Source organism: Nocardioides sp. NPDC051685, from assembly GCF_044453405.1.
Classification (GTDB): domain Bacteria; phylum Actinomycetota; class Actinomycetes; order Propionibacteriales; family Nocardioidaceae; genus Nocardioides.
Genome location: NZ_JBITCR010000005.1, coordinates 312,086 through 334,269, shown reverse-complemented (window position 1 = coordinate 334,269; position 22,184 = coordinate 312,086). Strand labels below are relative to the sequence as shown.

20 protein-coding genes are annotated in these 22,184 nt (G+C 70.3%); 4 read left to right on the top strand and 16 right to left on the bottom strand.

What is annotated here, in order from left to right:
• Window positions 1-23: 23 nt before the first annotated feature.
• Complete coding sequence (locus ACIA03_RS17050) at window positions 24-2,231, top strand: acyltransferase family protein (protein ID WP_396984519.1); 2,208 nt, start codon at window positions 24-26, stop codon at window positions 2,229-2,231.
• A 3-nt stretch (window positions 2,232-2,234) separates the two neighbouring features.
• Here ACIA03_RS17050 and ligD read toward each other — a convergent pair whose 3' ends face one another.
• On the bottom strand, window positions 2,235-3,200 hold the full coding sequence (gene ligD / locus ACIA03_RS17045; RefSeq protein WP_396984517.1) for a non-homologous end-joining DNA ligase: 966 nt from the start codon (window positions 3,198-3,200) through the stop codon (window positions 2,235-2,237).
• Between the two features lie 103 nt (window positions 3,201-3,303).
• On the opposite strand from ligD, the gene ACIA03_RS17040 reads away from it, so the two are divergent.
• Window positions 3,304-3,819 (top strand): SigE family RNA polymerase sigma factor, encoded by a 516-nt coding sequence (locus tag ACIA03_RS17040; protein WP_396984515.1) that lies wholly within the window; start codon window positions 3,304-3,306, stop codon window positions 3,817-3,819.
• Window positions 3,816-4,616 (top strand): hypothetical protein, encoded by an 801-nt coding sequence (locus tag ACIA03_RS17035; RefSeq protein ID WP_396984513.1) that lies wholly within the window; start codon window positions 3,816-3,818, stop codon window positions 4,614-4,616. The genes ACIA03_RS17040 and ACIA03_RS17035 overlap by 4 nt, the downstream gene beginning before the upstream one ends.
• A 4-nt stretch (window positions 4,617-4,620) precedes the next feature.
• Here ACIA03_RS17035 and ACIA03_RS17030 read toward each other — a convergent pair whose 3' ends face one another.
• The 15 genes from ACIA03_RS17030 to ACIA03_RS16960 form a co-directional block, all read right to left on the bottom strand.
• Window positions 4,621-5,967 carry an RsmB/NOP family class I SAM-dependent RNA methyltransferase gene (locus tag ACIA03_RS17030; protein WP_396984511.1) on the bottom strand — a complete coding sequence of 449 codons (1,347 nt, stop codon included), beginning with the start codon at window positions 5,965-5,967 and terminating at the stop codon, window positions 4,621-4,623.
• An 85-nt stretch (window positions 5,968-6,052) separates the two neighbouring features.
• Complete coding sequence (gene fmt / locus ACIA03_RS17025; RefSeq protein WP_396984509.1) at window positions 6,053-6,973, bottom strand: methionyl-tRNA formyltransferase; 921 nt, start codon at window positions 6,971-6,973, stop codon at window positions 6,053-6,055.
• Window positions 6,973-7,518, bottom strand: a complete 546-nt coding sequence (def, locus tag ACIA03_RS17020; protein WP_396984507.1) for a peptide deformylase — start codon at window positions 7,516-7,518, stop codon at window positions 6,973-6,975. Before def ends, fmt begins: the two co-directional genes overlap by 1 nt.
• Before the next feature lie 55 nt (window positions 7,519-7,573).
• Window positions 7,574-9,643: a primosomal protein N' gene (locus ACIA03_RS17015; RefSeq protein ID WP_396984505.1), complete on the bottom strand. Its 2,070-nt coding sequence runs from the start codon at window positions 9,641-9,643 to the stop codon at window positions 7,574-7,576.
• 119 nt (window positions 9,644-9,762) lie between these two features.
• On the bottom strand, window positions 9,763-10,962 hold the full coding sequence (gene metK / locus ACIA03_RS17010) for a methionine adenosyltransferase (RefSeq protein ID WP_396984503.1): 1,200 nt from the start codon (window positions 10,960-10,962) through the stop codon (window positions 9,763-9,765).
• 129 nt (window positions 10,963-11,091) lie between these two features.
• On the bottom strand, window positions 11,092-12,303 hold the full coding sequence (coaBC, locus tag ACIA03_RS17005) for a bifunctional phosphopantothenoylcysteine decarboxylase/phosphopantothenate--cysteine ligase CoaBC (RefSeq protein ID WP_396984501.1): 1,212 nt from the start codon (window positions 12,301-12,303) through the stop codon (window positions 11,092-11,094).
• Between the two features lie 67 nt (window positions 12,304-12,370).
• The gene (rpoZ, locus tag ACIA03_RS17000) at window positions 12,371-12,700 is read right to left on the bottom strand and encodes a DNA-directed RNA polymerase subunit omega (protein ID WP_396984499.1); all 330 of its coding nucleotides are present in this window, start codon (window positions 12,698-12,700) and stop codon (window positions 12,371-12,373) included.
• A 7-nt stretch (window positions 12,701-12,707) separates the two neighbouring features.
• Complete coding sequence (gmk, locus tag ACIA03_RS16995; RefSeq protein WP_396984497.1) at window positions 12,708-13,343, bottom strand: guanylate kinase; 636 nt, start codon at window positions 13,341-13,343, stop codon at window positions 12,708-12,710.
• On the bottom strand, window positions 13,340-13,660 hold the full coding sequence (gene mihF / locus ACIA03_RS16990) for an integration host factor, actinobacterial type (protein ID WP_008356752.1): 321 nt from the start codon (window positions 13,658-13,660) through the stop codon (window positions 13,340-13,342). Before mihF ends, gmk begins: the two co-directional genes overlap by 4 nt.
• 175 nt (window positions 13,661-13,835) lie before the next feature.
• Window positions 13,836-14,285: a hypothetical protein gene (locus ACIA03_RS16985; protein WP_396984494.1), complete on the bottom strand. Its 450-nt coding sequence runs from the start codon at window positions 14,283-14,285 to the stop codon at window positions 13,836-13,838.
• 126 nt (window positions 14,286-14,411) lie between these two features.
• Window positions 14,412-15,239, bottom strand: coding sequence for an orotidine-5'-phosphate decarboxylase (gene pyrF / locus ACIA03_RS16980; RefSeq protein WP_396984492.1), 828 nt, complete (start codon window positions 15,237-15,239; stop codon window positions 14,412-14,414).
• Window positions 15,236-16,279, bottom strand: coding sequence for a quinone-dependent dihydroorotate dehydrogenase (locus ACIA03_RS16975; protein WP_396984490.1), 1,044 nt, complete (start codon window positions 16,277-16,279; stop codon window positions 15,236-15,238). Before ACIA03_RS16975 ends, pyrF begins: the two co-directional genes overlap by 4 nt.
• The gene (carB, locus tag ACIA03_RS16970; RefSeq protein WP_396984488.1) at window positions 16,276-19,611 is read right to left on the bottom strand and encodes a carbamoyl-phosphate synthase large subunit; all 3,336 of its coding nucleotides are present in this window, start codon (window positions 19,609-19,611) and stop codon (window positions 16,276-16,278) included. The genes ACIA03_RS16975 and carB overlap by 4 nt, the downstream gene beginning before the upstream one ends.
• A gap of 3 nt (window positions 19,612-19,614) precedes the next feature.
• A complete protein-coding gene (gene carA, locus ACIA03_RS16965) occupies window positions 19,615-20,751 on the bottom strand; it encodes a glutamine-hydrolyzing carbamoyl-phosphate synthase small subunit (RefSeq protein ID WP_396984485.1) in 1,137 nt (378 codons plus the stop codon).
• A gap of 155 nt (window positions 20,752-20,906) precedes the next feature.
• Window positions 20,907-21,863: an AIM24 family protein gene (locus tag ACIA03_RS16960; protein WP_396984483.1), complete on the bottom strand. Its 957-nt coding sequence runs from the start codon at window positions 21,861-21,863 to the stop codon at window positions 20,907-20,909.
• A 54-nt stretch (window positions 21,864-21,917) separates the two neighbouring features.
• On the opposite strand from ACIA03_RS16960, the gene ACIA03_RS16955 reads away from it, so the two are divergent.
• Entirely contained in the window at window positions 21,918-22,106 is a 189-nt protein-coding gene (locus ACIA03_RS16955; RefSeq protein WP_396984481.1) for a hypothetical protein, read from the top strand.
• The last annotated feature ends 78 nt before the right edge of the window (window positions 22,107-22,184 follow it).

Here is a 22,184-nt window from a genome sequence, read left to right as displayed (position 1 = left end):
GGCTGAGGGAGGTGCGGCTGCCCGTGAGCTCGACTACCGGGAGCGCGACCTCATCTCGGCAACGGCTCGACATCCAGGGTCTGCGCGCGATCGCGGTGCTCGCGGTCGTCGCGCTGCACGTCGGATTCGGGTCGTTGACCGGCGGATTCGTCGGCGTCGACGTCTTCTTCGCGATCTCCGGCTTCCTGATCACCCAGCAACTCATGCGCCAGGTACGCACCGAGGGCCGGGTGAGCCTGCTCGGCTTCTACGCGCGCCGGGCGCGCCGGATCCTGCCCGCGGCGACCCTGGTGCTGCTCGCCACGGTCGTCTACGCATCCGTCTTCCTTGGTTTCGTGCGCACCCGGGTGATCGCCGTCGACGCGCTGTGGTCGGCGGCGTTCGCCGCCAACTTCCGGTTCTCGGCGCTGGAGACCGACTACTTCTCGGCAGCCCTGCCGCCCTCGCCGCTGCAGCACTTCTGGTCGCTCGCGGTCGAGGAGCAGTTCTACCTGGTCTGGCCGCTGGTGATCCTGGGGTGCCTGTGGGCGATGCGGCGGCGCAGCCAGAACGCCGAGCCCGACCAGCGCGGGCGTCGGCGGGTGCTGGTCATCGCGCTCGGCGTCGGCATCGTGGCCTCGTTGCTGGTCTCGGCGGTGCTGACCCGGACCAGCCCGGAGGCGGCGTACTTCTCGCCCTTCACCCGGGCCTGGGAGCTCGGCCTGGGCGCGATCGCGGCGATCGCGTTCCGTGACGACGGTCCGCAGGACGCGACCGCGCGCTGGCGGGCACAGGTGCTCTCCGCGTTCGGGATGTTCTTCATCGTGTGCGCCTGCCTGCAGTTCAACGACGCGACCCCGTTCCCGGGCACGCCGGCGCTCGTGCCGGTCCTCGGCAGCGTGTTCATCATCGTCGCCGGCACGCTGTGGCACGGCCCGACGGTGGTCGGCCGGCTGCTGTCGGTGCGGCCGCTGCAGGTGATCGGCAACTGGTCCTACTCGCTCTACCTGTGGCACTTCCCGGTGCTGGTCCTGGCCGAGCTGCAGCTCGGCCGCGAGCTGCGCTGGTGGGAGCAGGTGCTCCTCGTGGCGCTGGCGTTCGGCCTGGCGGGGCTCTGCTACCGCTACGTCGAGGAGCCGTTCCGGCGCGGCACGCTGTGGCACCGTCCGGCGTTCGGTCGAGCGGCCACGCTGGGCCCGGTGGCGCTCTACCCGCTGAGCCTCACCCTGGTCGCGGTGACCTGTTTCGGGGCCAACGCCTACGCCACCGGCTCGGCCCGCGACGGCTACCAGCCGGCCATCACGCTGGCCGAGTCCGATGCCTCCGCGGGGCCGGAGAAGTCCAACCAGCCCGAACGACCCTCGTCGAGCGCCGCGCCGCCCGCCGCCGAGGCGCAGGAGCCCGACCCGCTCCCGGCGCTGGTGAAGGCCTCTGTGCTGGCGGCGCGCAAGAACCAGGCGATCCCCACCAACCTGAAGCCGGGACTCACCAACCTCTCCGACGACGTGGAGGAGGTCGGCGAGTGCAACTACTACTCGACGAACGTCCGCAAGCTGTGCCCGCGCGGTGACACCGACGCCGAGAAGACGATCGTGATCATCGGCGACTCCCACGCCCGCCACTGGACGCCGGCTCTGGAGGAGATCGCCGAGCGGTCCGGCTACCGCGCCTATGTGCTGGCGATGCCGCAGTGCACCGTCTCCCTGGTCACGCCCGACAAGATCGACAGCACCGACCCGATGACCTCGTGCGACGACTTCCACGACTTCATGCTCTCCTCGGTCAAGAAGCTCCGGCCCGACCTGCTGCTGATCTCCTCACGGCCGATCAGCGCCGCCTACCACGACTCCTCGGGCCGGCACACCGACCGTGAGGTCGTACGCCGTGCCGTCTACCGCGGCTACGAGCGGCTCCTGGCCCAGGTGAAGCCGGTCGCCAAGCGCACCGTGTGGCTGCGCGACGTACCTGCCCTCGAGTTCGACCCGGCCACCTGCCTGAGCAGCAACAAGACGCTCTCGCCCTGCACCTACAAGCCGCTCGAGAGCCAGCAGGACGGCGCCGACCTGCAGATGCAGGCGGCCAAGGCCGCCCGGGTCGAGACCGTCGACCTCGACGACATGTTCTGCGACTCCGTCGGCATCTGCACCACGGTCGTCGGCGACAAGATCACCCACCGCGACAGCCATCACCTGACCGCGACCTACTCCAAGGAGCTCGCCCGCACCCTCGGGGAGCGGCTCAAGGTCTGGTGACGGTCACCCGGCGTCGGGCTCGGGCGGTGTTTCGGCACCGTCGCGCTCGTCGCGGTCGGCCCATTCGAGCAGCGGCTCGATCGAGAACGGATGGTCGTCGATGTCGGCGTGCAGGTCGCCGATCTCCGCGAACCGTGCCGGCACCGTACGCATCGTGAAGTCACGCGGGTCGACGTCCTTGGTCTCCTCCCAGGTGATCGGGGTGGAGACCCTGCCATCCGCGACGCCGCGGATCGAGTAGGCACAAGCGATCGTGTGATCTCGAGTATTTTGATTGAAGTCGACGAACAGCTGCGCCGGGTCGCGATCCTTGCGCCACCACGCGGTGGTGACCAGCTTCGGTGCGCGGCGCTCGACCTCGCGGGCGAAGGCGTGCGCGGCGCGGCGTACGTCGGCGAAGCCGTGCTCCGCCGGGATCCGCACGTAGACATGCATCCCGGAGCCGCCGCTCGTCTTCGGGTAGCCGACGGCACCGAGCTCGTCGAGGATCTCGCGGACGACCCCGGCGACGGTCTGCACGGTCGAGAACGGGCAGTCCGGGCCCGGATCGAGGTCGATACGCCACTCGTCGGGCTTCTCGGTGTCCTCACGGCGGCTGTTCCAGGGATGGAACTCGACCGTCGACATCTGGACCGCCCAGATCACCGCGCCGAGCTCGGTCACGCAGAGCTCGTCGGCGGTCCGTCCCCAGCGCGGGAAGTAGAGACGTACGGTCTCGATCCAGTCCGGAGCCCCCTGCGGAAGCCGCTTCTGATGGACCTTCGGGCCCGCCAGCCCCTTGGGGAACCTGTGCAGCATGCACGGGCGCTCCCACAGCGCGTTGACGATCCCCGGACCGACGGCGAGGTAGTACTGCGCCACATCGAGCTTCGTCGCACCAGTCTCCGGGAAGTAGACCCGATCAGGGTTGGAGATCCTGACGACGCGGTTGTCCACCTCGATCTCCACCGACGGCGATGCCTTGGCCATGCTCGCCAGCGTAGGCGCTGCGATGATGTGGTGAGCCGAAAGTCGCTCATCCGGATCAGGACGGGGGTGTCACGTGAACCTCTGGCCGAGGCGTCAGGAGGGTGTGAGCACATCGACCGCGAGGCCACCCACCGAGGAGTTCGCCGACTTCGTCCACGCGACGGGCGGTGCCCTCTTCCGCACCGCACTGCTGCTGACGGGTGACCATCACCTCGCCGAGGACCTGACCCAGACGACGTACGCCCGGGTCTTCGCGTCCTGGCGCCGGGTCAGCAGGGCGGACAACCCGGCGGCCTACGCACGACGTGTGCTCCTCAACGGATTCATCTCCCATCGACGGCTCCGGCGCAACGCCGAGATGCCGACCTCCACGCTGCCGGAGGACCCCGGCAGCGATGGCGACCCCAGCGCCCGGATCGACCTGCTTGCCGCCCTCCAGCGGCTGTCGCCGACCGACCGGGCCGTGCTCGTCGCACGCTACTGGGAGGACCGATCCGTGTCCCAGACCGCTGCCGACCTCGGACTGACCGAGACGGCGGTCCGCACCCGCTCGAAGCGTGCCCTGGAACGGCTGCGCCCGCTGGTCGCGGACATCTTCCCGGAGAGGACCACCCGATGAACGAGCCAGAGACCAGCTTCCGTACGGCACTGCACGAACGTGTCGGCGACCAGCATCCCGACTACGCCCGGATCTCGGCCGGCGCCATCAGTGCGGGCTCACGCATCCGGCGACGCCGGCGCGTCGCCGTGACCGTCGGGGCGGCCGCGGCCGTCGGCGCCTTCACCGCGGGTGGAATCGGCCTCTCCCAGCTGCTGGCCACCACCGCGGTCGACGAGGCGCCTCTCGGCGCCGCCGGCGCACCGTCGGCCTCCCCGTCGGCGGCACCGCTCGCCGCAGGACAGAGCCTCGACCTCGGCGAAGGTGTCATCGGACAGGTCGTCACCAACGACGAGGCGAAGACGATGGACATCACCATCCGGACCGCCAGTGCTCGTTCGGGTGCCGGAACCGGGTTCACCATCGTCCTGACCGGGCAGGCCGGCGAGGTCGAGCAGGTGTGGAGCAACGGCACGCTGCTCGAGGACTACCCCGGGGTCACGCTCGCCACCGACGGCCTGCGCCAGGGGCTGGTCGAGGCGGCTCCCGTCGAGCAGCCGGCCGGTTGGAACTGCGAGTGGTATCTGACCGACGACAAAGCCACCTGCACCGCTGAGGACGGTGGTGTGGCCGGCCTGGTGATCCGCCCTGCGAAGGACTACCCGGACTGGAGCAAGAGCGCCGACAAGGCCGGCCCCGGCTCGGGGTCCTACATCACCCCGCTCCACGGCGACATCTTCATCAGCGTCCAGAGCGGGGAGGGCACCACCGACGCCGAGCTCGAGGCGCTCGCGAGCTCGCTCAGGTGGACCGACTGAGCCGCTACGGGGTGCGCCGCAGCAGGGCCAGGAACATCGCGTCGGTGCCATGCCGGTGCGGCCACAGCTGCACGGTGCCTGCCAGCGGCCCGGCGCTGTCAGGCACCGTGCCGAGGGTGGCGCCGATCGGCTCGAGGACGACATCGGATCGGTCCTCGAGCACCCTCCGCACCACACCCTCGGTCTCGGCCAGAACCGGCGAGCAGGTCGCGTAGAGCACCACACCGCCCGGCCGGGTCAGATCGATCGCCCGGTCGAGCAGGGAGCGCTGCAGGTCGACGAGTACGTCGAGGTCCGCCGTCGCCCGTCGCCACCGTGCCTCCGGGCGACGGCGCAGCGCCCCCAGACCGGTGCACGGGGCATCGACGAGGACCCGGTCGAACGTCGCGTCCTTGAACGGCGGCCTGGTCCCGTCGCCGGCCACGACCCCGGCGGACCCGTCCACGTGCGTGCCGGATGACCGGTCGGTCAGATTGGAGAGGACGAGTCCGGCACGGTGCGGCTGGCGCTCGTTGGCGACCAGCACAGCATCCTGCTGCGCCGCCAGGGCGGCCAGCAGGGCCGACTTGCCGCCCGGTCCGGCGCACAGGTCCAGCCAGGTCTCCACCCGGTCCTGGGGCCGGTCGAGGTCGGCCTCGGCCAGGGCGATGGCCACGAGCTGCGATCCCTCGTCCTGCACTCCCGCACGTCGCTCGGCGACGGCGGCGACCCCGGCCGGTGAGCCGGAGTCGAGCGTGACCCCGAAGGGCGAGTAGGGGGTCGGCGTGCCGCCGAGCTCGGCGACCGTGGCTCGCCCGGGACGGGCGACCAGGGTGACCGACGGCGGCACGTTGTCGGCCTCGAGCAGCGCGTCGACCTGGTCGCGACCGACCGCCTCGGCGAGCCGCTCGACCACCCAGCGCGGGTGGCTGAAGGCGACCGTGGCCCAGCCGTCGTGATCCTGGTCGCGGGCCGGCGCGACCTCGGCGACCCACTCGTCGAGAGACTTGCGGGTGACCTTGCGCAGCACGGCGTTGACGAATCCCGCCGGCCCCTGACCGACCTTCGACCGGGTCAGGTCGACGCTGGTCGAGATCGCGGCATGGTCGGGCACCCGCATGGAGAGCACCTGATGGGCACCCAGGCGCAGCACGTCGAGCACCTTCGCCTCGACCTTGGCCAGCGGCCGGTCGATGCACGCGGCCAGCACCGCGTCGTACGTCCCCTGCTGCCGCAGCGTCCCTGAGGCCAGCTCGGTGGCGAAGGCCGCGTCACGGCCATCCAGCCCGAGGCGGCCGAGGACGTGGGGCAGCACCAGGTTGGCGTACGCCTCGTCGACCCGCACCGCCTTGAGCACCTCGAACGCCGCCAACCGAGCCGGATCGGCGGGCTTGCTGCTGCCGCGCGCCTTTCCCGGCGGTCGCCGACCGGCCCCGGGACTCCTACCCGGCTGTGCTTTATTCGAAGGCGACACCGGACTCCAGACGTACGCCGCGGGCCCAGTCGGCCGCCGGCATCTCCTTCTTGCCGAAGGCCTTCACCCGGCCCAGACGCACGGCTGTGGTCCCGGTGCCGACGAGCACCTCGTTCTTGCGGACGACCAGCTCCCCAGGGGCAGCCTCGTCGTCGGTCATGGTGATCGGGCCGAGCTTGAACCGCTCGCCGTCGAGCAGCGTCCAGGCCCCCGGCGCCGGGGTGCAGGCGCGAACCTGCCGGTCGATGGCCACGGCGTTCCGGGTCCAGTCGACCTGGGCGTCCTCGACGGTGATCTTGTCGGCGTAGGAGACGCCGTCGGCCGGCTGCTCGCGCGCCTCCAGGGAGCCGTCCTCGATCCCATCGAGCGTGGACACCAGCAGCGTGGCGCCACCGGCGGTGAGCTTCTCGAAGAGCGACCCGGAGGTCTCGTCGGGCGCGAGCGCCTGGGTCATGGTGCCGAAGACGGGACCGGCGTCCATCGCCTTCACGATCCGGAAGGTGGTGGCGCCGGAGATCTCCTCGCCGGCCCAGACCGCGCGCTGCACCGGGGCGGCGCCCCGGTAGGCCGGAAGGAGCGAGAAGTGGAGGTTGACCCAGCCGTGCAGTGGGATGTCCAGCGCCGACTGCGGCAGCATCGCGCCATAGGCGACCACCGGGCAGCAGTCGGGCTCCAGCGCCTTCAGGGCCGCCTGGAACTCCGGCTCGCGGGGATGCTCCGGCTTGAGCACCGGAACCCCGAGCTCCTCGGCGCGCTGCGCCACCGGCGAGGGCACCAGCCGCTTGCTGCGTCCCTGGGCGGCGTCGGGCCGGGTGACGACACCGACCAGCTCGTGGCGGGAGGCGGCGATCGCGTCCAGGGAGGGGACGGCGACCTCGGGCGTACCTGCGAAGACGACCCTCATCAGAACCCGAACCCGTTCGTCGCGTGCGGCGAGATCTTCACGGTCGGCTTCTCCAGGCCGAACCACTCCGACTCCCGGATCTGCTTCATCGCCGCCTTGCGCGCGGCCTCGTCGAGCCGGTCGATGAACAGGATGCCGTCGAGGTGGTCGGTCTCGTGCTGGATCGCCCGGGCCAGCAGCTCGGAGCCCTCGATGGTGACCGGCTCACCGTGCATGTTGAAGCCCTTCGCGACCACCGACAGCGCGCGGCGGCAGTCGAAGGTGATGTCGGGCAGCGACAGGCAGCCCTCGCCCCCGTCCTGCGTCTCCTCCGACAGGGTGAGGTCCGGGTTGATCAGGTGACCCACCTGACCGTCGACGTACCAGGTGAAGACCCGCAGGCTCACTCCGATCTGCGGAGCGGCCAGTCCGGCGCCGGGCGCCTCGAGCATGGTGTCGGTCAGGTCGGCAACGAGCTTGCGCAGCTCCTTGTCGAAGTCGACGACCTCGATCGCTGGCTTGCGCAGCACGGGGTCGCCGAAGAGTCGGATGGGCTGGACTGCCACTGTTCTCCTAGATGGTCGAGCGTGTCGGGACCACTTTACGCGGCGCGGCGCCGGCTCAGAGGGTCGGCGGATCGACCTGGACCCGGACCGGGTCGAGCTTGCGCGCCGACCGCACCCGCTGCAGCTCCCCGAGCGCCTCGGTGAGCCTGCCGCCGAGCGATCGCGGCACGCGTACGACGGCGCGAAGCCGTGGCTCTCCGGTGGAGGTCGGCTCGGCGGGAACCGGCCCCAGCACCTCCGCGCCCGGCGGGAGCGCCAGCAGGGTGAGCGCGTCGTCGAGCGCCCCGGGTGTGCCGGTGATGGTGGCCAGCCGCGACGCCGGCGGGAGGTGGGCCTCCTGCCGCGCGGCCGCCTCCCGCCGGGCGAAGCCCGGCTGGTCCCAGCGCACCAGCGCCTGCAGCACCGGCAACGCCGGGTCGCCGACGACCAGCACCCGCCCACCGGGCCGCACCAGCCCGGCGGCGTTGCTCCAGCGTCGCAGCGCCTCCTCGTCCGTACGCAGGTCCGGCCGCCCCAGCAGGAGCCAGGTGTCGAGCAGCAGCACCGCGGCATAGCCTCCGTCGGCGACGGGCTCGGCGCCGATCGTCGCGACCACGATCGCGGGGGTCCCCGGAACCGTCTGCTTGACCGCCCCCGCCGAGGAGGTCACCACCCGCACCCCGGCGAAGGAGCGCCCCATCTCCTCGGCCGTACGCGCCTCGCCGATGATCGGCGCCCGCAGCCCGAAGCCTCCGCAGGCGCCGCACGCCCAGGCCGTCTCGACGTGACCGCACCAGCCACAGGTCGGCGGCGCGGCCGGTCCGCCGAGCTGCAGGGGTCCTTGGCAGGCCGAGCACCTGGCCGGCGTACGGCATCGGTCGCAGGCCAGCGAGGCCGCATATCCACGTCGCGGGGTCTGCAGCAAAACAGGGCCGGTGGTGAGCGCGGCCCGGACGATCTCGTGGGCCTCGCGGGGCACCCGCGAGGCGCGGGTGAGTGGGTCCTTCTCGAGGTCGAAGTCGGTGTCGCCGGTGATCTCGATGCTCACCCGCTCGCGGGCCAGCGCCCGGGTCGGGCGGATCTCCTGCGCCCAACCGGTCTCGGCCAGGAATCCGGCCTCCACGGTCCGGGCGAAGCCCCCCACGAGCGCGGCCGCCTGCTCCTGCTCGGCCCTCAACAGCAGTACGTCACGCGCGTGCGGGTAGGGCGAGCGCTGCTCGGCGAGCAGGTCGTCGCCGTCGTCCCAGACCACCACGAGCCCGAGGTCGCGCACCGGCGCGAAGGCGGCGGCGCGGGTGCCGATCGCCACCTTCACCGCGCCCCGGGCGACCCGCAGGAACTCCCGGTAGCGCGGCGCCGGCCCGGCGTCGGCGGCCAGCACGGCATGCTGCCCCTCCCCCAGCACCTTCGTCATCGCGGTGTCGAGCCGGGCGAGGTCCTTCCAGTCGGGCACCACGACCAGCGCGCCGCGGCCCGAGGCCAGCGTCGCCGCGGTGGCGTGAGCGATCAGATCGGCGTGGTCGGTGCCGGCCGCGGCGTGCCAGACCGCCCGCGGCGCTCCGCCGGAGGCCAGGTGCCGCAGGAACGCAGCCGCCGGCTCGTGACCGGCCCACGCTTCCGCTGCGGCAGCGGCGTCGAAGGGCCGATCCGCCGGGACAACCGCGGACGGCTCCTTCTCGGTCGAGGCGTGGCGGGGAGGGATCGCGAGCCGGAGCACGTCCGCCCGGGGACCGGCGTAGCGCCGGGCGACCGACTCGCTCAGCGCGGCCACCTGCGGCGTCAGCACCACCTCGGGGCTGACGACCCGCTTGAGCGGCTGCAGCTTCGCGTGCTCGGAGGCCTCCGCCCGGGCCACCACGAACCCGTCGACGTCCTTCGGCCCGAACCGCACCTTCACCCGCACGCCGGGCCGCGCCTCCTCGGCCATCGAGGCCGGGACTGCATAGTCGAAGGGCCGGTCCAGGTGGGCCATCGGCAGTTCGACCAGCACCTTGGCGACCGGATCGATCTCGGCGGTCTCCGCCTCGGCGGCTTTGCGCGCACGCGTGGCCGCTGCCTTCGCCCGCCCCTCCTTGACCCGGTCGCGGACCAGCCCGGGCAGCTCCAGCTCGGCTGCCCCGGCTGCCTCCTGCGGTCCCCGGCTCACAACCGTTATTCCTATCAGCCTGCGCCGACACACCGCCGAGTCGGCGCGTCCTGACCGAAAACCCAGCCGAGTCGGCGCGTCAGAACGCGCCGACTCGGCAAATTAGCGGGTGCGGTCGGTCAGGCGCCGGCAGCAGCCTTGAGGGCGTCGGCGCGGTCGGTGCGCTCCCAGGTGAACTCGGGGAGCTCGCGGCCGAAGTGACCGTAGGCAGCGGTCTTGGCGTAGATCGGGCGGAGCAGGTCGAGGTCACGCACGATCGCGGCCGGGCGGAGGTCGAAGACCTCCAGGACAGCCTTCTGGATGTTGGCCTCGGGCACGGTGTGGGTGCCGAAGGTCTCCACGAAGACACCGACGGGCTGGGCCTTGCCGATGGCGTAGGCGACCTGGACCTCGGCACGACGGGCCAGGCCCGCGGCGACGATGTTCTTGGCCACCCAGCGCATGGCGTACGCAGCCGACCGGTCGACCTTCGACGGGTCCTTGCCCGAGAAGGCGCCGCCACCGTGACGGGCCATGCCGCCGTAGGTGTCGACGATGATCTTGCGGCCGGTCAGGCCGGCGTCACCCATCGGGCCACCGACGACGAAGCGGCCGGTCGGGTTGATGTGGAGCTTGTAGCCGTCGAAGGGAACCGCCGACTTGAACTGCTCGAGCACCGGCTCGATGACGTACTTCTTGATGTCGGCGTGCAGCTGCTCCTGGGTGGTCTCCTCGGAGTGCTGCGTCGAGAGGACGACGGTGTCCACGCGGACGGCCTTGTTCTCGTCGTCGTACTCGATGGTGACCTGGGTCTTGCCGTCGGGACGCAGGTAGTCCAGCGTGCCGTCCTTGCGGACCGCGGTCAGCTTCTCGGCCAGCGTCTGCGCCATCTTGATGGGCAGCGGGAACAGCTCGGGCGTGTCGTCGCAGGCGTAGCCGAACATCAGGCCCTGGTCACCGGCACCCTGCAGGTCGAGCTCGTCGACCGAGCTGTCCAGGCGGTGCTCCTCGGCGGTGTCGACGCCCTGGGCGATGTCCTGGCTCTGGGCGCCGATGGCGACCTGAACACCGCAGGAGTGGCCGTCGAAGCCCTTGAGGGAAGAGTCGTAGCCGATGTCAAGGATCTTCTGGCGCACGAGCTGGGCGACCGGCGCGTAGGCGTCGGTGGTCACCTCGCCGGCGACGACGACCAGGCCGGTGGTGAGCAGGGTCTCGACGGCCACCCGGCTCTTGGGGTCGTGCTCGAGCAGGTAGTCGAGCACGGTGTCGCTGATCTGGTCGGCGATCTTGTCCGGGTGCCCCTCGGTCACCGACTCCGACGTGAAGAGACGTCCGGTCACGTGTAGCTCCGTTTCACAGGTTCGTGTGGGTTGTTCGGGTGGATAAACGTCAATCGTTCTGGTCGACAAACATAGACCCCGAACCCCAAGACCGCAGGCCCGGTCCTCATCGTGGCGCGTGGCGTGTCGTCAGTTTGCGGGTTGTTCATCCAGGCGTAAGGCGATCTGGTCCCAGATGACCTCTGCCAGAGCGGATTTCGCCCCTTCGGCCACGTCGACGTGGCCTCCGTCGGCACCCAGGATGACCGCCTTGTTGACCTCGCTGCCGAAGACCGCTCCCCCGCTGACGTCGTTGACGACGAGCAGGTCGCAGCCCTTCCGCTTCAGCTTGGCCGTGGCGAGCTCGATCACCGATCCGGTCTCGTCGCCGGTCTCGGCCGCGAAACCCACCACCACCTGACCGGGCTTGGTCCGGTGGTGGGAGATCTCGGCCAGGATGTCGGGGTTCTGCATCAGCTCGATGGTCGGCGCCGAACCATCGGCGGCCTTCTTGATCTTGGCCTCGCTCACCCCGGTCGGACGGAAGTCGGCGGGAGCGGCGGCCATGACCACCGCGTCCGCACCCTCGGCCGCGGAGACGACGGCGTCGCGCAGCTCGGCGGTGGTGCCGACACGTACGACCTTCAGGCCGGCCGGGTCGGGCAGCGTCACGTTCGCCGCGACCAGGGTCACCTCGGCACCGCGGGCGGCCGCGGCACGGGCGATGGCATAGCCCTGGAGGCCCGAGGATCGGTTGCCGAGGTAGCGGACCGGGTCCAGATACTCCCGGGTGCCACCGGCGGAGACGACGACGCGACGACCGGCCAGGTCCGCGCGCCCGCCATGAGCGAGTACGGCGCGGGCCAGCTCGAAGATCTCGGCCGGCTCGGGCAGACGGCCCTTGCCGGTGTCCTTGCCGGTCAGCCGGCCCTCAGCGGGCTCGATGACGATGTTGCCGCGCTCGCGCAGGGTGGCGACGTTGGCCTGGGTGGCCGGGTGCTCCCACATCTCGGTGTGCATCGCCGGCGCGAACACGACCGGGCAGCGCGCCGTGAGCAGTACGTTGCTCAGCAGGTCGTCCGCGAGGCCGTGGGCCGCGCGGGCGAGCGTGTTGGCGGTCGCGGGCGCGACCACGACGAGGTCCGCCTGCTGCCCGATGCGTACGTGCGGGACCTCGGTGATGTTCTCGAAGACGCCGGTGGCGATCTCCTTGCCCGACAGCGCCGCCCAGGTGGGGGCGCCGACGAACTCGAGGGCGGAGGCCGTGGGGACCACGGTCACGTCATGGCCGGACTCGGTGAACCGGCGAAGCAGCTCGGCCGCCTTGTAGGCGGCGATGCCGCCGGCGACCCCTAAGACCACTTTCGGCCGCCGCTCGTCGAGAGCGGCGGCCGGAGTGATGCTGTTGGTGGACAGCGGAAGACCTGGATCAGACGTCGGCGGCGGGCGCCTCGGCGGCAGCGGCCTGAGCAGCTGCGGCCTGGGCGGCCAGCTCGGCCGGGTCGATGTCCTCGCAGGTCAGCAGGTCCTCGTTGATCTCGCGCAGCGCGATCGAGAGGGGCTTCTCCTGGACGTGGGTGTCGACCAGGGGGCCGACGTACTCCAGGAGGCCTTCGCCGAGCTGGGAGTAGTAGGCGTTGATCTGGCGAGCCCGCTGGGCGCTGTAGAGAACCAGCTTGTACTTGCTGTCGGTCTTCGTCAGCAGGTCGTCGATCGAGGGGTTGGTCACGCCCTGGGCGTCGATCTGAGGGGCAGCCACGTGAGCCTCACTTGTCGGCTTGGTCGGATTTCTTGCTCGGGAGCCCGAGCGTCATCAAGGTTACCAACTCATCGGCTGCCTGATGAACTTCATGGTTGACGATGGTGACGTCGAACTCCTTCTCCGCCGCCAGCTCGACCCGCGCGGTCTCCAGGCGTCGCTCGCGCTCGGCCTCGGTCTCGGTGCCTCGACCGACCAGGCGGCGTACGAGCTCTTCCCAGCTCGGCGGGGCCAGGAACACGAAGATCGCCTCGGGCATCGTCTCGCGCACGAGCCGAGCGCCCTGCAGGTCGATCTCGAGCATCGCCGGGCGGCCCTCGGCCAGCGCCTTCTCCACGGGACCACGAGGGGTGCCGTAGCGCGCCATGTTGTGGACGGTGGCCCACTCCAGCAGCTCGCCGCCGGCGATCATCGCGTCGAACTCCTCGTCGGAGACGAAGAGGTAGTGCACCCCGTGGACCTCGCCCTCGCGAGGCTTCCGGGTCGTCGCCGAGACGGACAAGAAGACCTCGGGGTGGTCGTCGCGGACCGCCGCGGAGACGGTGCCCTTGCCGACCGCGGTCGGACCGGCCAGGACGACCAGTCGCTTCTCGTGGCCCTCGCCGGCACCGGCCGTGGTCTTCTCGTCCGCCATCAGACTCATCGGCGAGCGAACTCCTCGACCAACGCGGCCACCTGCTTGGGGCCGAGGCCCTGCACACGGCGGCTCATCGCGATGCCGAGGCGCTCCATCATCTGGGTTGCCCGCACCTCGCCGAGGCCGGGGTGGGAGGTCAGCAGGTCGATGACCTTCATCTTGCCGACGACCTCGTTCTTCTTCCCCTCCTCGATGACCTCGATGACGGACATGCCGCCAGTGCGGACCTTGTTCTTGACAGCAGCCCGCTCCTGGCGCGAGGCCGCGGCTTTCGCCAGCGCGGCAGCGCGCTGTTCAGGGGTGATGTCCGGAGGCAGAGCCACGAAGACTCCCTTTCACGATCAATATGTAGTCAACAGGGCAACCGGGTCGCGCGGTACAGGGATCGTGCCCCCCGGCTGAGCGCTGAAAGTAAGCGCTCGCGCCAATCTAGCCATTACGTTGCCGGGGCGGCAATCGGGGTCGCCTATCTGGTGTCCATCCGGTTCACTTCCAGGCTCACAGGGTCAACGACGTGTGACAGACGTCCCGGGCCTGCTGCTGGACGTGCACGGACGCCTCTTGGGTCTTCGTGCTGCTCACCTTCGTCGCCGCGTCGGCGATCTTCTTCGCCTCGGCGTCACTGACACCCTCGGGCGGCTCGCCGTTCTCGAAGTCGTCGACCGAGACGCCGGCGTCCTCCAGAGCGGTGCTGAGCCCGGAGATCGCGGTGGTGAGCGTCTTCCAGTCCTTCGCGATGTCGTCGGGCGCGTTGCGCTCGAGATCCTCGAAGACCGGCAGGGCGGCGATCAGTCCACCCGTGCCACCCTCCCCCAGCGTCTTGGTCAGCTCCTCCTGGTGCCCCTTCAGGGACTCGCAGTAGTCGTCGATCGGATCACCGCACGAGGTCAGGCCCGTGGCGAGGAGCGGCAGGACGAGGAGCTGGGCGGCCATCCGGAGACTGGTCATCGGGCCAGTCTCGCAGGCGTCGGGGTGGTTCCTTCATCAAGGTATGCAGGAAAAGGGACACATCCCGTGCGGAGTTCCGCGAGGGATGTGTCCCTTCGGCTGCATACCTAGACCAAGGAGCAGACGTCAGCCGAGCTCGTCGCGCAGCCGCAGCGCCTCGTCGCGCAGCGCGGCCACGTCGGGACCCTTGCGCAGCAGACCACGGCTGGTGCTGGCGACCACGTTGGCGTTGGCGGGACCGAAGATCCGGGCGAGGTCGCCCGGGGTGCCGCCCTGCTCACCGAAGCCCGGCGCCAGGATGGGGCCGTTGAACCCGAAGTCGTACGCCACGCCAGCACCGTCCGCGCCGTCGATCGTCGCACCGACGACCGCGCCGAAGGAACCCAGCGGTGTCTCGGCGTCGTTGAGCCGGCGCAGGTGGTCGAGCATGACCCGGCCGACGCTGCGGCCGTCCTCCACCGTCGCGTGCTGCACCTCGGGGCCCTCCTTGTTGGAGGTGAGGGCGAGCACGAACAGCCCGGCGTCGAACTTCGTCGCCGTCTCGACGAACGGCGTCAGCGACCCGAACCCCAGGTAGGGGCTCACCGTCACCGCGTCGGAGCCCAGCGGGCTCGCGGGATCGAGGTAGGCGTCGGCGTACGCCTGGCTGGTGGAGCCGATGTCGCCGCGCTTGATGTCGAGGAGCACAAGCGCACCGGCGGCCTTCGACTCGGCGATGACCCGCTCCAGCACGGCGACGCCACGGGAGCCGAAGCGCTCGTAGAAGGCGCTCTGCGGCTTGACCACGGGGACGTGGGGGGCCAGGCCCTCGACCGCGGTCAGGGCGAACCTCTCCAGGCCGGCGAGGTCGTCGTTCAGCCCCCAGTCGAGGAGCAGCGAGGCGTGCGGGTCGATCCCGGCACAGAGCCGTCCACGCTCGGCGAGGGCGGCGACATAGCGGGCACCAAAGCTCATCGGGCCACCCCGTTCGCGATCCGGCGGGCGTAGAACGGGCCCTCGTAGATGAACCCGGTGTAGCCCTGGAGCAGGTCGGCACCGGCCGCCAGGCGCTCACGCGCGTCCGCGGCCGTGGTGATGCCACCGACGCCGATAAGCGTCATCTCGGGGCTGACCCGGCTGCGGAGCAGCCGCAGCACGTCGAGCGCCCGCGCCTTGAGCGGGGCACCCGAGAGGCCACCGGCACCGGCCGCGGTGATCTCGGCGGGCGGCGAGACGAGGTGCTCGCGGCCGATGGTGGTGTTGGTCGCGATGATTCCGTCCAGACCGATCGCGGTGGCAAGGTCGGCGACCTCGACCACGTCGGAGTCGGCCAGGTCGGGTGCGATCTTGACCAGCAGCGGGACCCGGTGCTTGGTGACCTGGTCGGCGATGGAGCGGACGTGCTCCAGCAGCGGTTGCAGCTTCTCGACCGACTGCAGGCTGCGCAGCCCCGGCGTGTTGGGCGAGGAGACGTTGACGACCAGGTAGTCGGCGTAGGGGGCCAGCAGCCGCGCCGACTTGGCGTAGTCGGCCTCGACGGCCGCCTGGTCGTCCTCGGGGACGAGCTTCGTCTTGCCGATGTTGATGCCGAGGATCGGCCCGCCGCCGGCCGTGCCACGCCGCTCCAGGCGGCTGGCGAGCCTGGCGGCGACCGCCTCGGCACCGTCGTTGTTGAAGCCCATCCGGTTGATCACCGCGCGGTCGGCGGGCAGCCGGAAGAGCCGTGGCGCCGGGTTGCCCGGCTGGCCCTCACCGGTGACCGTGCCGATCTCGACGTGGCCGAAACCCAGCCCGCCCAGCGCGTCGATCCCGACCGCGTTCTTGTCGAAGCCCGCGGCCAGGCCGATCACGTTCGGGAAGGTGAGTCCCATCGCGTGCACGGGGGAACCCGGCGTACGCGTCCTGGACAGCGCCGGGCCGGCGGCCCGGATGGCAGCGAATGCCTGCTGGTGGGCGCGCTCCGGATCCGTCTTCGTCAGTACCTTGTCGAACAGGGTCCGGTAGGCCCTCGTCACTTGGCCGACACCCCACCATCGTGGTGGCCGACGACGTCGCGCCACTCCTGCAGGCTGCGTACGTCGATCTCACCGCGCCGCAGCGCCTCGATGCCCTGCACGGCGGCGCCGAGGCCCTGGACGGTGGTGATGCAGGCGATGTTCGCCATCACCGCGGCGGTGCGGATCTCGTAGCCGTCCATCCGGGCCGACTTGGCGTTGGAGGTGCCGTTGGGCGTGTTGATGACCAGATCGACCTCGCCGTCGAGGATCCGCTGAACGGTGGTCTTCTCGCCGTCGGGCCCGGTGCCCTCGGAGTGCTTGCGCATCAGCCGCGAGGGCACGCCGTTGCGGCGCAGCACCTCAGCGGTGCCCTCGGTCGCGAAGATCTCGAAGCCGTGGTCGGCGAGCACCTTGATCGGGAAGATCATGGTGCGCTTGTCGCGGTTGGCCATGCTGACGAAGATCCGTCCGGACGTCGGCAGCGGGCCGAACGCGCCGGCCTGGCTTTTGGCGAAGGCGCGGCCGAAGTCGGAGTCGAGCCCCATGACCTCGCCGGTCGACTTCATCTCCGGGCCGAGCACGGTGTCGACCTGCTGGCCCTCCGGCGTGCGGAACCGGTTGAACGGCATGACCGCTTCCTTGACCGCGATCGGCTGGTTGGGCGGCAGCGCCCCGCCGTCGCCCGTCGTCGGGAGCACCCCGGCCGCCCGCAGCTCCGCGATCGACTCGCCGAGCATGACCCGCGCCGCGGCCTTGGCCAGCGGGGTCGCGGTCGCCTTGGAGACGAACGGGACGGTGCGGGAGGCACGCGGGTTGGCCTCGATGACGTAGAGCACGTCGGAGCCGAGGGCGTACTGGATGTTGAGCAGGCCGCGTACGCCCACGCCCTCGGCGATCGCCCGGGTGGCGGTGCGGATCCGCTCGACCTCGGCGGCACCGAGGGTGATCGGCGGCAGCGCGCAGGAGGAGTCGCCGGAGTGGATCCCGGCCTCCTCGATGTGCTCCATGACGCCGCCCAGGAACAGGTCGGTGCCGTCGTAGAGGGCGTCGACGTCGATCTCGACCGCGTCGTCGACGAACTTGTCGACCATCACCGGCTTGTCCGGGGTGACCTCGGTCGCGGCCTCGATGTAGGAGCGAAGCGCCTCGTCGTCGTAGACGATCTGCATGCCGCGGCCGCCGAGGACGTAGGAGGGACGCACCAGGACCGGGTAGCCGATCTCGGCCGCGATCTCGCGGGCCTCGTTGAACGTGGTGGCCATGCCGTGCTTCGGCGCGACCAGGCCGGCCTTGTGGAGCACCCGGCCGAAGGCGCCGCGCTCCTCGGCGAGATGGATCGCCTCGGGGCTGGTCCCCACGATCGGCACGCCGTTGTCCTTGAGCGCCTGGGCGAGACCCAGCGGGGTCTGGCCACCGAGCTGGCAGATCACGCCGACGACCGGTCCGGCCTGCTGCTCGGCGTGGACGATCTCGAGCACGTCCTCCAAGGTGAGCGGCTCGAAGTAGAGCCGGTCGGAGGTGTCATAGTCGGTCGACACGGTCTCGGGGTTGCAGTTGACCATGACGGTCTCGTACCCGACCTCGCTCAGCGCGAGGGAGGCGTGCACGCAGGAGTAGTCGAACTCGATGCCCTGGCCGATCCGGTTGGGACCGGAGCCCAGGATGATCACGGCCTCCTTCTCCCGCGGCGCGACCTCGGTCTCCTCGTCGTAGGAGGAGTAGTGGTAGGGCGTACGCGCCGCGAACTCGGCCGCGCAGGTGTCGACCGTCTTGTAGACCGGGCGGATGTTCAGCGCGTGGCGTACGCCTCGAACGACGTCGGCCGTCATGCCGCGCATCTTGCCGAGCTGGTAGTCGGAGAAGCCGTGGCGCTTGGCGTAGCGGAGCACGTCGGAGGTCAGCTCCGGCGCCGCGATGATCTCCTGGGCGATCTCGTTGATCAAGAAGAGCTGGTCGACGAACCAGGGGTCGATCTTGGTCGACTCGAAGATCTCCTCCGGCGTCGCACCGGCGCGGATCGCGTCCATGACGCGCTTGAGCCGGCCGTCGGTCGGGGTCTTGATCTCCTCGAGCAGCGCCGGCTTGTCGAGCTCGACGACCTCCTGGGTCCAGTCGAAGACCGCCTCGGGCTTCTCCAGGGACCGCAGGGCCTTCTGGAGCGCCTCGGTGAAGTTGCGGCCGATCGCCATCGCCTCGCCCACGCTCTTCATGTGAGTGGTCAGGGTGGTGTCGGCGCCCGGGAACTTCTCGAAGGCGAAGCGCGGCACCTTGACCACGACGTAGTCGAGCGCGGGCTCGAAGCTCGCCGCGGTGGAGCCGTTCGGCCCGGCGGTGATGTCGTTCTCGATCTCGTCGAGGGTGTAGCCGATCGCGACCTTGGCGGCGATCTTGGCGATCGGGTAGCCGGTCGCCTTGGAGGCCAGCGCCGAGGACCGCGAGACGCGCGGGTTCATCTCGATGACGATGATCCGGCCGTCGGCCGGGTTGACGGCGTACTGGATGTTGCAGCCGCCGGTGTCCACGCCGACGGCGCGGATGATGCCGATCGCCAGGTCGCGGAGCTTCTGGTACTCACGGTCGGTCAGCGTCATCGCCGGGGCGACGGTGATCGAGTCGCCGGTGTGCACGCCCATCGGGTCGAGGTTCTCGATCGAGCAGACGATGACCGAGTTGTCCTTGCGGTCGCGCATGACCTCGAGCTCGTACTCCTTCCAGCCGAGGATCGACTCCTCCAGGAGCACCTCGGTGGTCGGGCTGGCCGCGAGGCCCGCGCCGCCCAGGCGGCGCAGGTCCTCCTCGTTGAACGCGAACCCGGAGCCGGAGCCGCCCATGGTGAAGCTCGGCCTGATGACCAGCGGGTAGCCGAGCACCTCGGCGCCCGCGATCAGGTCGTCGATGCTGTGGCAGATGACCGACTTGGCGCTCTCGCCGCCGAGCTCGGCGACGATCTTCTTGAACTCCTCGCGGTTCTCACCGCGCTGGATCGCGTCGATGCTCGCGCCGATCAGCTCGACGTCGTACTTCTCCAGGATCCCGCGCTCGTCGAGCGCCACCGCGCAGTTGAGCGCGGTCTGGCCGCCGAGGGTGGCCAGGAGCGCGTCGGGGCGCTCCTTGGCGATGACCTTCTCGACGAACTCCGGGGTGATCGGCTCGACGTAGGTCGCGTCGGCGAACTCCGGGTCGGTCATGATCGTGGCCGGGTTGGAGTTGACCAGGACGACCCGGATGCCCTCCTCGCGCAGCACGCGGCAGGCCTGGGTTCCGGAGTAGTCGAACTCGCAGGCCTGGCCGATGACGATCGGGCCGGAGCCGATCACGAGCACGGACTTGATGTCTTCGCGCTTGGGCATCGCTCAGACCTCCTTCGCCATGAGAGAGATGAACCGGTCGAAGAGGTAGGCGGCATCGTGCGGGCCCGCCGCTGCCTCCGGGTGGTACTGGACCGAGAAGCCCTTGAGCTTCCCGGTCTCGGCGTCCTTGAGCTCGAGGCCCTCGACGCAGTCGTCGTTGAGGTTGACGTGGGAGACGGTCGCGATGCCGTATTCGGTCTTCGTCTCCTCACCGATCGGCGCGTCGACGGCGAAGCCGTGGTTGTGGGCGGTCACCTCGACCTTGCGGGTGGTGAGGTCCATGACCGGCTGGTTGATCCCGCGGTGACCGTACTTGAGCTTGTACGTCCCGAAGCCGAGCGCGCGGCCGAAGAGCTGGTTGCCGAAGCAGATGCCGAAGTAGGGAAGGCCCTCGGCCAGCGCCGCCTTGAGCAGCTCCACCTGGCCGGTGGTCGCGGCCGGGTCGCCGGGGCCGTTGGAGTAGAAGAGCCCATCGGGGTTGGTCGCGAGGACGTCCTCGAGGGTCGCGGTCGCCGGAAGCACGTGCACCTCGATGCCACGCTCGGCCATCCGCTCCGGGGTCATCTCCTTGATGCCCAGGTCGAGGGCCGCGACGGTGAACCGCTTCTCACCCTTCGCCGGGACGACGTACGCCTCGGTGGTGCTGACCGCGTCCGAGAGGTTCGCGCCGCTCATCTCGGCGGAGGCGAGCACCTTCTTCAGCAGGGCCTCGGGGTCGGTCTCGACCGTCGAGATCCCGACGCGCATCGCACCGCGCTCGCGCAGGTGGCGGGTCAGGGCGCGGGTGTCGATCCCGCTGATGCCGACCACGGACTGGTCGCGGAGGTCGTCGTCGAGGGTGCGCTGGGCGCGCCAGTTCGAGGAGACCCGGGCAGGGTCGCGGACGACGTATCCGGCGACCCAGATCCGGCGGGACTCGGGGTCCTCGTCGTTCACGCCGGTGTTCCCGACGTGGGGCGCGGTCATCACGACCACCTGCTGGTGGTAGCTCGGGTCGGTCAGCGTCTCCTGATAGCCCGTCATGCCGGTGGAGAAGACCGCCTCGCCGAAGGTCTCACCCTCGGCGCCGAACGACTCTCCCCTGAACGTTCGACCATCCTCGAGTACGAGGAGTGCTTCTTTGTGGGCATGCAGCGGCACGCCGTACCTCCTTCTCCGCCTCACGGGACGGTGCTTAAAGGATGTCGGTCAACTTGTTGGTGACAGTATCAAGCAGATGCCGGTTGACGGCAGTTGGCGGCCGCCGCGTACGCCAGCATGTGACGTACGCGGCAGTCGCATCAGCTCGGACGCGCTCAGTTGTGCGAGTGGGGCGGCACGACCGCGCCCTCGGACGGCTGCACGATGACGAAGCCGGCGCCGTGGAAGGCGACCTGGAACGCCTCGCCGCTGCCGCGGCCGATGAGCGCGCCGGCGGTGAACGACTTCTGCAGGCTGGTCTGCAGACCGAGCGACCAGCCGACCACGGCGTTGGTGTCGGCGAACGTGGGCGCCTCGCCGGCGTTGAGGACGACCGGCTCACCCTCGGTGGTGACCGCGATCCAGCCGGTGCCGCGCAGCGTCGTGTTGAAGAGGCCGCCGGTGAGCATCCCGGCACCCTGGACCCGCTCGATGTTCCACTGCAGGCTGTTGGAGAAAGCGAGCACGTGGTCGCCGTTGATCGAGATGCCGGAGTTGTTCAGGTGGAGGATGTGGACCTCCTTGGCCGCGTCAGCCAGGAAGACGTCGCCCTGACCCTCGACACCCATCAGGCTGAGGCCCTCACCGGTCACGGCCCGCTTGAGGAACTTCCCCACGCCGCCGCCCTGGTACTTGAACTGCACGTTGCCCTGGTAGGCCACCATCGAGCCCTGGCGCGCCTGGAACGGCTCCCCGACGCGTACGCGCAGGAGCTTCTTGTTCTGCAGCACCGCGCCGCTGCCCTCGATCTCGGCGAAGCGACCGTCGATCAGGTCACCCGAGATCCCCGCGAACGGGTCGCCCGCGGGCTGGGCCTGGGCGGCCTGCTGCCCGTACTGCACCGACGCAGCCTGGGCCGGCTGCGCCTGGGCGCTGTCGCCGTACGCCGCCTGGGCGGCCGCCACCGAACCGACCTGCGTCGGCGCCTCCTGCTCCACCGTGGCCTGAGGGGGCGCCAGAGGCGCCGTCGACTGCTGCCCGCCCGTCGACACGTGCTCGGTCCACTGGCTCCCGTCGTAGTAGCGAAGCTCCGCCTGTCCGGTCGGGTCCGGGTACCACGCTGCGTCCGTCATCTCTAACCCTTGCGTTCACGGACCCACATCGGTCCTTCTCGCCTCCATCCTGGCATGCGCCTGATGCGCGACTCACCGGTGATCCACACGCTCGCCCGATTCTGTGACCGTGGCGACCAGGTTCGGGCGGCCGACGCCCACGACCCGCTATCCGGTGGGGGGCATGCCACGCTCGTGGTCGGCGGCGAAGCCGACCTCGGGCCCGGCGCGCCTGCTGAATCCGGGCCGGCGCAGATGATCTGATCGAGGCAACTCAGGCGATCACTCCGAAGTACCGGGCCAGCCAGGTCTGCGAGAAGGGGCCGCCAGTCGCGAGGGTAA